This window comes from Pseudomonas sp. IT-P74 (assembly GCF_949768175.1).
Taxonomy (GTDB): Bacteria; Pseudomonadota; Gammaproteobacteria; order Pseudomonadales; family Pseudomonadaceae; genus Aquipseudomonas.
This window is the reverse complement of sequence record NZ_CATKQD010000066.1, coordinates 211,299-224,341: the sequence shown is the minus strand read 5'-3', so window position 1 is coordinate 224,341 and position 13,043 is coordinate 211,299. Positions and strand designations below refer to the sequence as shown.

General features: G+C 61.4%; 12 protein-coding genes. 4 read left to right on the top strand and 8 right to left on the bottom strand.

Annotation, left to right across the window (positions count from 1 at the left end):
• Window positions 1-241: 241 nt before the first annotated feature.
• Entirely contained in the window at window positions 242-1,171 is a 930-nt protein-coding gene (locus tag ACM6J5_RS23405; RefSeq protein WP_150728061.1) for an AraC family transcriptional regulator, read from the top strand.
• Between the two features lie 153 nt (window positions 1,172-1,324).
• Here ACM6J5_RS23405 and ACM6J5_RS23400 read toward each other — a convergent pair whose 3' ends face one another.
• The 6 genes from ACM6J5_RS23400 to ACM6J5_RS23375 form a co-directional block, all read right to left on the bottom strand.
• Entirely contained in the window at window positions 1,325-2,380 is a 1,056-nt protein-coding gene (locus ACM6J5_RS23400; protein ID WP_095942816.1) for an ABC transporter ATP-binding protein, read from the bottom strand.
• An 18-nt stretch (window positions 2,381-2,398) separates the two neighbouring features.
• Window positions 2,399-3,244: an ABC transporter permease gene (locus ACM6J5_RS23395; RefSeq protein WP_095942817.1), complete on the bottom strand. Its 846-nt coding sequence runs from the start codon at window positions 3,242-3,244 to the stop codon at window positions 2,399-2,401.
• Window positions 3,241-4,149, bottom strand: a complete 909-nt coding sequence (locus tag ACM6J5_RS23390; protein WP_150673674.1) for an ABC transporter permease — start codon at window positions 4,147-4,149, stop codon at window positions 3,241-3,243. The genes ACM6J5_RS23395 and ACM6J5_RS23390 overlap by 4 nt, the downstream gene beginning before the upstream one ends.
• Window positions 4,150-4,344: 195 nt before the next feature.
• The gene (locus tag ACM6J5_RS23385) at window positions 4,345-5,448 is read right to left on the bottom strand and encodes an extracellular solute-binding protein (protein ID WP_095942819.1); all 1,104 of its coding nucleotides are present in this window, start codon (window positions 5,446-5,448) and stop codon (window positions 4,345-4,347) included.
• Between the two features lie 297 nt (window positions 5,449-5,745).
• Window positions 5,746-7,194 (bottom strand): aldehyde dehydrogenase family protein, encoded by a 1,449-nt coding sequence (locus tag ACM6J5_RS23380; protein ID WP_414929422.1) that lies wholly within the window; start codon window positions 7,192-7,194, stop codon window positions 5,746-5,748.
• Complete coding sequence (locus tag ACM6J5_RS23375; RefSeq protein WP_095942821.1) at window positions 7,191-8,828, bottom strand: 5-guanidino-2-oxopentanoate decarboxylase; 1,638 nt, start codon at window positions 8,826-8,828, stop codon at window positions 7,191-7,193. The genes ACM6J5_RS23380 and ACM6J5_RS23375 overlap by 4 nt, the downstream gene beginning before the upstream one ends.
• Before the next feature lie 159 nt (window positions 8,829-8,987).
• Between ACM6J5_RS23375 and ACM6J5_RS23370 the strand changes: the two genes are divergently transcribed.
• Entirely contained in the window at window positions 8,988-9,869 is an 882-nt protein-coding gene (locus ACM6J5_RS23370; RefSeq protein WP_095942822.1) for a LysR substrate-binding domain-containing protein, read from the top strand.
• 130 nt (window positions 9,870-9,999) lie between these two features.
• On the opposite strand, the gene ACM6J5_RS23365 is transcribed toward ACM6J5_RS23370, so the two are convergent.
• Window positions 10,000-10,614 (bottom strand): NAD(P)-dependent oxidoreductase, encoded by a 615-nt coding sequence (locus ACM6J5_RS23365; protein WP_414929421.1) that lies wholly within the window; start codon window positions 10,612-10,614, stop codon window positions 10,000-10,002.
• A 46-nt stretch (window positions 10,615-10,660) separates the two neighbouring features.
• Window positions 10,661-11,536, bottom strand: coding sequence for an MBL fold metallo-hydrolase (locus ACM6J5_RS23360; protein ID WP_414929420.1), 876 nt, complete (start codon window positions 11,534-11,536; stop codon window positions 10,661-10,663).
• Window positions 11,537-11,751: 215 nt separating this feature from the next.
• Between ACM6J5_RS23360 and ACM6J5_RS23355 the strand changes: the two genes are divergently transcribed.
• Together ACM6J5_RS23355 and ACM6J5_RS23350 are read left to right on the top strand one after the other, a co-directional pair.
• Window positions 11,752-12,657 (top strand): LysR family transcriptional regulator, encoded by a 906-nt coding sequence (locus tag ACM6J5_RS23355; RefSeq protein ID WP_414929419.1) that lies wholly within the window; start codon window positions 11,752-11,754, stop codon window positions 12,655-12,657.
• Window positions 12,658-12,862: 205 nt separating this feature from the next.
• Window positions 12,863-13,039: a hypothetical protein gene (locus ACM6J5_RS23350; RefSeq protein ID WP_007978514.1), complete on the top strand. Its 177-nt coding sequence runs from the start codon at window positions 12,863-12,865 to the stop codon at window positions 13,037-13,039.
• Window positions 13,040-13,043: the final 4 nt, after the last annotated feature.

Below are 13,043 nucleotides of genomic sequence, written 5' to 3'. Positions count from 1 at the left end.
CCGGTGCGTTGCACAATCCTGCGAAACTGCATCGCCAGCCTGTAACAAGCTGTAAAACCCTGTCACGGTTCTGCCATACGAGTTTCAAGCAAGTTTTTCAGGCACATGGCTCTGGTAGCTACACCGCCGGTGGACCCCGGGCAGAATCAGGCAAGCATCTGGCAGGATGTGTCTACCGCTGCCGCTTGCACAAACTTATGCTCTGCTCCATTCCTTCCATGCCTTGCCGAGGATGCCTCGCATGTCGTCGCTCGATCACTTTCAAGCCCCGCTGGACACCGACATGGAAAAACAGCGCGCGGAACTGGCGGCCATCATCCGCCGCAACACCGCCGAAGATGGCAGTTATGCCACGGCCATCGGCTCGCTGTTCATGTCCCGCCACAGCCAGTCCCACGAGTTCGCCCCGGTGCTCGCGCAACCGGCGCTGTGCATCATGGCCCAGGGGCGCAAGGAAGTTCAGTTGGCCAACGAGTACTTCAATTACGACCCGTTGAACTACCTGGTGGTCTCGGTCTCGATGCCGCTCAGTGGACGGGTGGTGGATGTCTCGCCCGAGGAACCGATCCTGGCCTTGCGCCTGGACATCGACCCAACTGAAATCACTGCACTGATCGCCGACGCCGGGCCCCTCGGCGTGCCCACCCGGCCGACCGGGCGCGGGTTGTATGTCGAAAAACTCGACACCGCGATGCTCGACGCCGTGCTGCGCCTGGCACGGTTGCTGGACACGCCAAAAGACATCGCCATGCTCGCGCCGCTGATTCGCCGGGAGATTCTCTATCGACTGTTGCGCAGCAAACAGGGACATCGGCTGTACGAAATCGCCATCGCCAACAGTCAGAGCCACCGCATCAGCCAGGCGATCAAATGGCTCAACGGCAATTTCGAACAGCCGTTGCGCATCGATGATCTGGCCAAGGAAGTGAACCTGAGCGTGTCGACGCTGCATCACCGTTTCAAGGCGATGACGGCGATGAGTCCGTTGCAGTATCAGAAGCAATTGCGCCTGCAGGAAGCACGGCGGTTGATGCTGGCCGAAGGGCTGGAGGCTTCGGCGGCGGGGTATCGGGTCGGGTATGAAAGTCCGTCGCAGTTCAGCCGGGAGTACAGCCGGTTGTTCGGGGCTCCACCGTTAAGGGATCTGGCGCGGTTGCGGTTGTCAGTTTGATCCAGAATTTGTGTGGGTTGTGCCGGCCCTATCGCGAGCAGGCTCACTCCCACAATTGATCTCCAGTGAACACAACATTCGTGAACACCTCAGATCCATTGTAGGAGCGAGCCTGCTCGCGATGAGGCCAGTGAAGCCAACATCAAATCCGGATCAGGCCCCAAGTACCCGGCAAGCCTCCACCGGCAAGGTCACCGACACCGGATGCCCAACGCTCAAGCCAAAGCCCTGACACGGCGTGCTCAGCGCGGTAAACGACACCCCGGAACACTCCACCGTGGTCTCGATGGTCGCACCGATATCCCGCACGAACGTCACCTTGCCCAGCAAGCGGTTGCCCGCGGTCGCCTGCGGAGCCGACAGTTGCAGGTCTTCCGGGCGAATCAACATCTTCACCTTTTCACCGACCACAATGCTGCTGCAGATCGGCACTTGCAGCGCATCGCCGCCTGGCAAGCTGACCTTGCCGTTGCCCAGCACCGTGGCCGGGAAGATGTTGCCCGAGCCGATGAAGTCCGCGACGAATTCGTTGGCCGGGTGCCGGTAGATCTCGATCGGCGTGCCCACCTGCTGCACCTTGTGCTCACCCAATACGACCACGATATCGGCCATGGTCATGGCCTCGCGCTGGTCGTGGGTCACCATGATGGTGGTGATGTTCAAGCGTTGTTGCAGTTGACGGATTTCCACCTGCATCGACTCGCGCAGCTTGGCGTCCAGTGCCGACAACGGCTCGTCGAGCAGGAGGATTTTCGGGTGCGAGGCAATCGCCCGGGCAATCGCCACACGCTGGCGTTGGCCGCCGGACAGCTTGGCTACCGGGCGATTGATCATCTGTTGCAGCTGGATCAGTTCCAGCAACTCCACCACCCGCGCCTGCTGGTCAGCCTTGCTGACCCCACGCAGTTTCAGCGGATAGGCGATGTTCTCGCCCACGGTCATGTGCGGGAACAGCGCCAGGGACTGGAACACCATGCCGAAGTTGCGCAGGTGCGCCGGGGTGTTGCCGATGTCTTCGCCGTCCAGGCGGATCTCGCCGGCGGTCAGTGTTTCAAGGCCGGCGATCATGCGCAGCAAGGTGGTCTTGCCGCAGCCCGAAGGGCCGAGGAAACACACCAGTTTGCCCTCGGGCAAATGCAGGTTCACATCCGTTACCGCGCAGGCCGAGCCGTAATGTTTCTCGACGTTTTCCAGAATCAGACCAGACATGTGAATCACCTCAAGAAATCAGAACGAAACGCCACCTTCACCAACCAGCTTCTCCAGCGCCCAGATCAGGACGAAGTCGATCAGCACGATCAGCACGGCAAACGAAAATACGGTTGGGTCGAGCGAAGACACGGTGCGGCTGTACATCCAGATCGGCACGGTCATCACATCGATGGTGTAGAGGAAGTAGGTCACGGTGAATTCGTTGAACGAGACGATGAACGCCAGCAGCATGCCCGCCAGGATCCCCGACTTCATCAACGGCACCACCACATCGACAATCGCCCGCAGCGGTGAAGCGCCGAGCATTTGCGCGGCCTCTTCGACTTCGCTGCCGATGGAGAGCATCGCCGCCGTGCAGTTTTTCACCACGAACGGCAACGCGAGGATCACGTGGGCGATCACCAGGCGCGAGGTGGTCATGTGGAACGGCAGGCTGTCGAACACCAGCAGCAACGCCAGGCCCAGCACCACCATCGGGAACACCAGCGGTAGCGACATCAGTTGCAGTGCCACGGCCTTGCCGCGGAACTCGCAACGGGTCAGCGCGTAGGCCGCCGGCACCGCGATGATCGTGGCGAAAATCATGGTCAGGCACGACACCAGCAGGCTGGTGCTCATGGCCTGGCCGAGGCTCAGGACGTCACTGGCGTCCGGCGACACGAAAGTGTGCCAGGCGGCCTTGTACCATTGCAGGCTGTAGCTGCTCGGCGGGAAGTCGAGGTTCGACGCGCCGCTGAACGACATCACGATCATGGTCAGGATCGGCAGTACCGCCAGCAGCAGGATGAAGCCGGAAAGGATGCCGGCAAACTTGCCGGTATCACCCGGCAACAGCTGACGCTTCTTGGTCAGGGTACTCATTGCGAAGCCTCCAGCATGCGCCGACGACGGCCGGTGATGTATTCGGACAGGGTCATGATCGCGAGGGTGGTGACGATCAGCACCACGCCGGCAGCGGAGGCGGCGGGCCAGTTCATCAGCGGGGCAATCTGGTCATGCACCATCACCGCCAGCATCGGCACGCGCCGGCCACCGAGCAGCAAGGGCACCACGAAACTGCTGGCGTTATAGGCGAACACCAGGGTCGCACCGGTAATGATCCCCGGCAGGCTCATCGGCAGTACCACCTGGCGAAACACCTGGAAGCGACTGGCGCCCAGGGTGGCGGCCGCTTCTTCGTAGCTGCGGGCGACGCCGCGCATGGCGCTGGCAATCGGCAACACGGCCAATGGGAAAGCGGTTTGCACCAGGCCCATCAACACGCCGTTCTGATTGTAGAGCAGCATGATCGGGCGCTTGATCAGGCCCAGGCCCATCAGTGCCTGGTTGAGCATGCCGCCAGGGCCGAGGATCACCAGCCAGCCATAGCTTTGCAGCAACAGGTTGACCAGCAATGGCAACAACACCGCCGCAAGGAAGATCCGTCGCACGAACGGCGAGGTCAGGCGCGACATGGTGTAGGCCACCGGGATCGCCAGGATCACTGCGATCACCGCGCTGATCAGCGCCAGGCGCAGGGTCAGCATCAGCGATTTGAGGTAATAGGGTTCCAGCAACTGGGCGTAACTGGCCAGGCTGAACCCGGACCACTCCGCGCCCTTGGTGCCCACGCTCATGCGCAGTACCAGGAGGCTCGCGGCGATCAGCACGCCGAGAAACAGCATCGACGGCGAGAGGAAAAACCAGGCGCGCGCGGTCGGCGAAACACCCCGACTCGGGCGCGACTCAGCGGCGCTGACCGAATGGGTCAAAGGTTGGTGTTCCATAGCAAAGGGTCTCGTCAATGGAAAGCAGCTGACAGACACAGGTCCTCAGGACACCCCGGCCCCTTGTAGGAGTGAGCCTGCTCGCGATGGCGATCTGTCAGCCGACATTGTTGGTGAATGTCAGTGCGCAATCGCGAGCAGGCTCACTCCTACAGGGGATCTTCAGTGTTTGAAGATCCTGTGTACGTCACTCGATCAGGAAGAAAAGATTTCCGTGTAACGACGAATCCATTGGTCATGCACAGTCGCCAGGAAAGCGTTGTCGTGCATGATCGCCTTCTCGGCAATTTGCTCCGGCGTGAGGATGTACGGGCTCTTGCGTGCTTCAGCGGAGATGATCGCCTTGGCGTTGACCGGGCCGTTGTAGATGTCTTCAGCCATCTTGCCTTGCACCAGCGGGTCCAGGGAGTGGTTGATGAAGGCGTAGGCCATGTCGGTATCGCCCGGACGGTTCTTCGGCATCACCGACAGCATCAGGTCGGTGTAGAAACCTTCCTTCATGCCAAAGGTGGCGCCCAGGCCGTAGGCCGGATCGCGGATCTGTTTCGGGAAGAACGCTGGTGCGTAAAGGCCGCCCATGTCCAGGGAACCGGTACGGAACAATTCGGCGATCTGGTTCGGGTTTTCGCCCAGGGTCACCACACGATCCTTCAGCTCGGCGAGTTTCTTGAAGCCAGGTTCGATGTTGTGTTCGTCACCACCGGCCAGTTTGGCGGCGATGATGATCAGGTCCATGGCCTCGGTCCAGTTCGGCGGCGGCAGGAAAATGTTCGGCGCCGCGTCGGCATCCCACAGGGAGGCGTAGCTGGTCGGGGCTTCTTTCTGGGTGCGGGTGCTGTAGACCAGGCTGTTGCACCACAGCAGGTAACCGATACCGTGGCCATTGGCGCCGGTGCGGTATTTCTCCGGTACATCGACGAGATTGGGAATGCGGTTGAGGTCGGGTTTTTCCAGCAGGTTCGCGGCGGCCAGACCTTCGGCGCCGACGCCTGCCAGGGTGATGATGTCGTACTGCGGACGATCACCGCCGGCCTTGAGCTTGGCGACCATTTCCGAGGTACTGCCGGTGCGGTCGGCGATGACCTTGCAGCCGTACTTGTCTTCGAAAGTCGCGGCGATGTTACGCAGTGCGGCCAGGCCGGTGTCATCGGACCAGGTCAGCAAACGCAGAGTCTTGCCGGCAAAACGTGTGTCGCTGGCATTGGCCTTGATGAACGGCATGCTCATGGCGGCCGCTGCAACCGAGGCTACGCCCACGGTCTTGATAAATTGACGTCTGTTCAGATCATGCTCGCCCATTACGGACTCCCTTTGTTTTTGTAGGTATAAGGCAGGTCGAAACTGTTGCATCCGCGCGACTGGATCAGCGTTAGCCCCTCTATTTTCGGGGGTTTGGTTGAACCAGCGAGTTCATCCTGAGGTCGTGTAAAACACCTGACTATCGATAAAAACTCATTGAAGCCATGACGCCAGCGCATGCCTCCTGTAGGAGCGAGCTTGCTCGCGAATGAGGCATGAACGACGCGGGCTGTCTGACTCCCCGCGTTATCGTTGACGTCCATCGCGAGCAAGCTCGCTCCTACACAGTGACAGGCGTCAGACGGCCCGGATCACGTGTTTGATTTCCTGGAAAGCCTGCAAGCCCCACGGCCCCAACTCACGGCCGATGCTGCTCTGCTTGTAGCCGCCCCAGGCGGTCTGCGGAAAGATCACTTGCGGTGCGTTGATCCACACCAGCCCCGCCTGCAAGGCGTTGGCGACGCGGTCAGCGGTCTGTGCATTGCGCGTCACCACGCTGGCAACCAGGCCAAACTGGCTGTCGTTGGCCAGAGCAATCGCTTCGGCCTCGCAGGCGAAACGGCGCACGCAGATCACCGGGCCAAAAATCTCTTCACACCACAGCGCACTGTCGAGGGGCACTTCGGTGAACACCGTCGGCTGCAAAAAATATCCGCGTGGCAGGTCGGCCGGGCGATTGCCACCGCAAACCAGCTTGGCACCGGCACTCAAGCCACGATCGATGTGACCGAGCACGCGCTGGTATTGCGCTTGATTGACCAGCGCGCCCATTTCCACGTTCGGGTCGAACGGGTCGGCCACGCGGATCGCTTCGGCACGGGCCTTCACGCGGGTCAGGAATTCATCGGCCAGTTCATCGGCGACCAGCACGCGGCTGGTGGCGGAGCACATCTGCCCGGCGTTGAAGAAACCACCGCCACAGGCCACTTCCACCGCCAGGTCGAGATCGGCATCGGCCAGCACCAGCAGCGAGGATTTCCCACCCAGTTCCAGGCTCACGCCCTTGACGGTTTCCGCCGCTCGTTGCATGACCTGTACGCCGACTGCGTTGCTGCCGGTGAAGGAAATTTTCGCAATGCGCGAGTCTGCCGACAGCGGAGCGCCAACCGCGAGGCCAGTGCCGCACACCAGGTTGAACACGCCCGCAGGCAACCCGGCTTGCGCGATGATCGCCGCCAGTTCCAGCTCCGGCAGCGGCGTCACTTCCGAAGGCTTGAGCACCACGCAGCAACCGGCGGCCAGGGCCGGGGCGAGTTTCCAGGCGGTGGTGACCATCGGGAAATTCCACGGCACGATCAGGCCGACCACACCGCACGGCTCGCGGCGCAAACGCGCGCTGAAGTCGTCGGTCGGCAGCTCGATGGCGCTGTCCTGTTTCGCATCCAGCCCTTCGGCCAGACCGGCGTAATACTCGAATGTGGCGATCACATCATCGACGTCGATCGCGGCTTCGAATTGCGGCTTGCCGTTGTTGCTCGACTGCAAGTACATCAGTTTTTCGCGATTGGCCTGCACCCCCGCGGCAATTCTGCGCAGGATCGCGCCGCGTTCGGCGCCCGTGGTTTTCGACCAGTCGGCGAACGCCTGGGTCGCCGCGCTCACGGCTTGATCAACGGCGCGCTCATCGCCGCCATTGACGGTGGTCAACAGGGCTTGGGTCGCCGGGTTGATCACCCGCAGGTGTTCGTTGCCGGCCGACCATTGGCCGTTGATGTACAGGCCATCCAGGGTCGTAGGGAAAGTCATTTCGACACCGCCTGCATCCACTGGGTCTGGTCGATTTCAATCAGGGTCGGGCCCTGGCGGTCGGTGGCCACACGCAATGCGCCGCGCAGTTGCTCGACACTGCTGACCGCTTCGGCGGCGCAACCCAATGCCTTGGCCACCCCGATGAAGTCCGGGGTGTAGATGTCCACGCCCACCGGCTCGATGGCGCGGTTGACCATGTATTTCTTGATCTCTTCGTAGCCCTGGTTATTCCACAGCAGCACGATCACCGGAGTGCGCGCTTCAACGGCGCTGGCCAGTTCCGGTAGGGTGAACTGCAGGCCACCGTCGCCGATCAGGCACACCACCGGAGGACGCGCGCCACCTTCGACGCGGCCACCCAGCCAGGCGCCAATCGCCGCCGGCAAGGCGTAGCCGAGGGTGCCGTAACCGGTGGACGAGTTGAACCAGCGACGCGGACGCTCCGGGTTGAACGTCAGGTTGCCGGTGTACACCGGTTGGGTCGAATCGCCGACGAACACCGCGTCCGGCAATTCCTGCAGAACGGTTTCAAGGAAGCGGGTCTGGGCCAGGGTCGGTGCGTCCCAGTTCGCGGCGAGGTCTTCACGCAGACGAGCAGCGCGTACCTGCCCCCAATCGTTGCTGCGCTCGGCCAGGGATTTGTGCGACAGCGCGCTGAGCAAAGCCTGGGCGGCGTTGCGCGAGTCGGCCACCAGTGCCACGTGCGGCGGGTAATTGCGCACGGTCTGGTCCGGGTCGATATCGACGCGCAGTAATTTGCCAGGAATTTCGAAGCCACCGGCGAAGGTCACGTCGTAGTCGGTCTCGGCCAGTTCGGTGCCGATGGCCAGTACCACGTCGGCCTCGGCGACCAGCGCACGGGTGGCGACCAGGCTCTGGGTAGAGCCGATCAGCAGTGGGTGGCCGGAGGCGAGCATGCCCTTGGCATTGATGGTCAGGGCGACCGGCGCGTCCAGCAGCTCTGCCAGTTCAGTCAGCTCGACAGCCGCGTCGATGGCACCGCCACCGGCGAGAATCAGCGGACGCTTGGCACCGGCCAGCAATTCAGTCATGCGCGACACGGCGCTCGGCGAAGCACCGGCGCGGTCGATGTTGACCGGCAGGCTGGCGAGCAAGTCGTCGGCCTCTTCAACCAGGACATCCAGCGGAATTTCAATGTGCACCGGACGCGGACGACCCGCCTGGAACAGCGCAAAGGCACGGGCCAACACGCCCGGCAATTCCGACGCCGACATCAGGGTGTGGGAGAACGCCGCGACACCGGCACACAGTGCGCCCTGATTCGGCAGCTCATGCAGCTTGCCGCGACCGCCGCCCAACTGGCTGCGCGATTGCACGCTGGAGATCACCAGCATCGGGATCGAATCGGCGTAGGCCTGGCCCATGGCGGTGGTGATGTTGGTCATGCCTGGGCCGGTGATGATGAAGCACACACCCGGTTTGCCGCTGGTGCGGGCATAGCCGTCGGCCATGAAGCCGGCGCCCTGTTCATGGCGCGGCGTGACGTGGTTGATGCTCGAACGGGCCAGCCCGCGATACAGCTCCACGGTATGCACCCCCGGAATGCCGAACACCTGCTCGACCCCGTAGTTTTCGAGTAACTTGACCAATACTTCGCCGCACGTCGCCATGTCTTTGCCCTTTTTGTTCGTTTGAGACGCCGGGCGTGCGCTGTGTTTATGATGGATTCGCAGGCCCGGGAATGGCCTCATTGGAACGGGCGACAGGTAGCCGCAACAATGGATAAAAAGTCATACTAGCCATGTCCTCACGTCATACCTTGGATCCCAATGAAACGACTGCCTCCCCTGCCGGCGCTGCACACCTTTCTGATTACCGCGCAGTGCTGCAATTTCACCCGGGCCGCCGAACAGCTGCACATCACCCAGGGCGCGGTGAGTCGGCAGATCGCCGGGCTGGAAGATCATCTGGGTTATGAGTTGTTCATCCGCCTGGCCCGAGGCCTGGATCTGACAGCCGAGGGACGGGAATGGCTGCCCCGGGTCCAGCAGATTTTCGGCCTGATCGACGAGGCCGTTGAGCAGATCGGCGAGAAGCGTGAAACCCTGCAGCTCAAGGCACCGACCTGCGTCATGCGCTGGTTGCTGCCGCGCCTGTTGCAATGGCAAAGGGAACGCCCGGACGTGCCGGTGGAACTGACCACCACGGTCAAGCACGGGGTCGACTTTCATCGCGAGCAGTTCGATGCAGCGGTGATGTACGGCGCACCGCCGGACGATTCATTGATGTCGCAAAAACTCTTCGACGAACAACTCACGCCGGTGTGTTCCAGACCGATGCTCGAAGGCCCCATGCCCCTGCAGACCCCGGCCGATCTGCAGCAGCACCTGTTGCTGCACCCGACCCGCGACGAGCGGGACTGGAAGGCCTGGTTGAAAGCCGCGGATGTGCATTTGACCAATGTCGGCAAGGGCCAGCATTTCGAAACACTGGACCTGGCGATGTCGATGGCGTCCCAGGGAACGGGGGTGGCGATTGGCGACTGGTCGCTGATCGGCGATGACCTGAACGCCGGGCGGCTGGTCATGCCATTCGATTTGAAGGTAACAACGGGACTGGCGTATTACCTGGTGTTCCCCGACAAACCCGGGCCTTCGCCGAAATTGCGTGAATTGATGGGCTGGTTGGTGGAGCAGGCGCAGTCGCGGTAAAACCGTATAACTCTGATGCCCCACATTGTAGGAGTGAGCCTGCTCGCGATGACGGCTTCACATTCAAAATCAATGTTGGCTGCTCCGCTGCCATCGCGAGCAGGCTCACTCCTACAGGTGATCAGTGAACTCAGTACCCGACAGTAAACCGCTGCCGCGAATGCTTCGGCGCTTGCACTTCGTCGAGCATTGCAATTGCGTAGTCGGCAAAGGTAATCCAGCTGCGCCCTTCGCTGCTCACCAGCAAATCATCCTGACCGAGGCGGAATTTCCCGGTGCGCTCACCCTCGACAAATTCGGCCGATGGCGACAGGAAGGTCCAGTCCAGATCCCGTTCTTCACGCAAGTTGGCGAGGAATTCGGCACCGGCACTGGCTTCTGCCTTGTAAGCCTCAGGGAAACCTTCGCTATCGATCACTCGAGTGCCATCGGGCAATAGCAGCGAACCCGCCCCGCCCACCACCAGCAGGCGTTTGACCCCGGCTTTTTTCACCGGGCCAACGACTGCGCCGGCAGGTAGCGTGGCGAAATGCGCCGCGCTGATAACCACGTCATGGCCCGCAATTGCAGCTTGCAACGCAGCGGCATCAAGGGCATCGACGGCCTTGCCGACCACACTTTCACGCGGATCGACTTTCGATGTGTCGCGGGCAATGGCGGTAACGCTGTGGCCACGACGTAGCGCCTCTTCCAGCAGTTGGCTACCGGCACGACCGGTGGCACCGATGATTGCGATTTTGCTCATGACGTTCTCCAGTGGGTTGAGCTTCTTGGATTTCAGTTGAGGCGGGTTACCATTTCATCTCGCCCTTGGCGACCTTGGCGCTCAGTTCCAGGGAGCTTTCATCACCCAGGGTCGGGAAGCGCTTTTTCATCGCCGCGATCAGCGTGGCGGAATCCTTGGCCTTGGCGGTTTCCTCGTCGAAGGCCTTGATGTAAGCGGCTGTGAACTGCACGCCTGCCAGGGAGCGATCGCTCTCGCCGAGGTAGTGGCCCGGCACCACGGTTTGCGGTTTCAGGGTTTCAATGGCATGCAGCGTAGCCAACCAATCGGCATGGGACTGCGGAGTTTGGGTATCGGCCATCCAGACATGGATGTTTTCTGCCACAACCACGCCTCCGACCACCGCCTTGATCGACGGAATCCACACAAAACTGCGATCAGGCTGCGGGCCCTCAAGACCCACCACCTGCAACTTCTGCCCTTCGAGGATCAGGCTGTCGCCCTTGAGCACACCCGGCACGATGGTTTTGGTCGGCACATCGGCGCCCATTTTCGGACCCCAGAACGCCAGTTTGCCGTCGACGGTTCGCTTGATGTGGTCGACGGTCGGCTGCGAGGCAAGGACCTTGGCTTTGGGGAACGCAGCCGTCAGGGTATCGAGGCCGAAGTAATAGTCCGGGTCACCGTGGCTGATGTAGATGGTGGTCAGTTGCTTGCCGCTGGCGCGGATTTTTTCCACCACCTGTTCGGCCTGGGATTTGCCGAATTGCGCATCCACCAGGATCGCTTCCTTCTCACCACTGACCAGCACCGAGGTCACCGGGAAGATGGCTTTTTCGCCGGGGTTGTAGACATCCAGCGTCAGCGTAGATGCACTGGCGTGGGCGGCAAAACCGAGAGCGGTGGTCAGTAAAACGCGCTTGAGGGTGGTGAAACCGATCATCTGTTGCTCCGTAATCCAATAGTTGTCGTAGTCCTTTGTAGGAGCGAGCTTGCTCGCGATGGATTCGAAGACGCCACGTTTAACCGGTAACCCGCGTTATCGTTAACGACCATCGCGAGCAAGCTCGCTCCTACAGTGGAACAGAGCTTAGTTGCCTGACTCAGTACAAAAAATGCGATGCTTGAACATAGTTTGTTTCTGAAAGCGGGCAAATCATGGATCGTCTTCAAGCAATGCGTGTATTCGTCACGGTGGTCGACCTCGGCAGCCAGTCGGCCGCCGCCGATCATCTGGAGCTGTCACGGCCGGTGGTGTCGCGGTATCTGGCGGAACTGGAAGACTGGGTCGGCGCGCGCCTGATGCATCGCACCACGCGCAAGTTGAGCCTGACCGCCGCCGGCAACGAGATCCTGCCCCGCTGTCGGCAGATGCTCGATTTGTCCACCGACATGCAAGCCGCCGTCAGCGAACCGGATGACGCACCGCGCGGATTGCTGCGGATCAGCGTCAGCACTTCGTTCGGTCAGGCACAACTGGCCGATGCCATGGCCGCCTACGTCAAGCGTTACCCCGGTGTCAGCATCGATATGCAGATGCTCGACCGCACCGTGAACCTGGTGGATGAGCGCATCGACCTGGCGATCCGCACCAGCAACGACCTGGATCCGAACCTGATCGCCCGCCGCCTGACGGTTTGCCGCTCGGTGATCTGCGCCTCCCCCGCTTACCTGCGCGAGCACCCTGCGCCGCTACGGGTCGAGGACCTGAGCCTGCACAATTGCCTGACCCATTCCTACTTCGGCAAAAGCCTGTGGCATTTCGAGCAGGACGGCGAGCAGGTTTCTGTACCGGTGCAGGGCAACATCAGCGCAAACGAGGCCAGCACGCTGCTGCGCGCAACGATCGCCGGTGCCGGGGTGGCGATGCTGCCCACGTATCAGGCTGGCGTGCATATCCACAGCGGCGAGTTGATTCGCCTGCTGCCGACGGCCGAACCCCGACAAATGAACGTGTATGCGGTGTATGCCTCGCGCAAGCACATGCCGGCGGCGCTGCGCAGCTTGCTGGATTTTCTGGTAGTGAGGTTTCCGGAGGAACCGGCGTGGGATATCGGCCTGTAACCGGATCGAAAATGTGGGAGCGAGCCTGCTCGCGATAGCGGTGGATCATTCAAAAAGGGTTGCTGACTGACACGACGCCATCGCGAGCAGGCTCGCTCCCACAGGGGTGATCAGTGTTCTGAATACCGCGCTATTGCTGGCAACTCAATGGCACTGACCTATGCTCAAAGTAATACCGAAAGGTATTCGTTCAGAGGTCAACGCCATGAACATCAGAACAAGAAGATACCTCGCGATTTTCATCACCTGTGCGGTCACGCTCGGGCTTTATGGCGCTGCGGCCTGGCGCGTCGAGCAACTGCGCAACCTGCCCCGCGAAGCCGCGAGCTGCAACTTCGAACGCTGCATCCCCCATAACGCCACCCTCAACGCCCTCCGGTAACGAA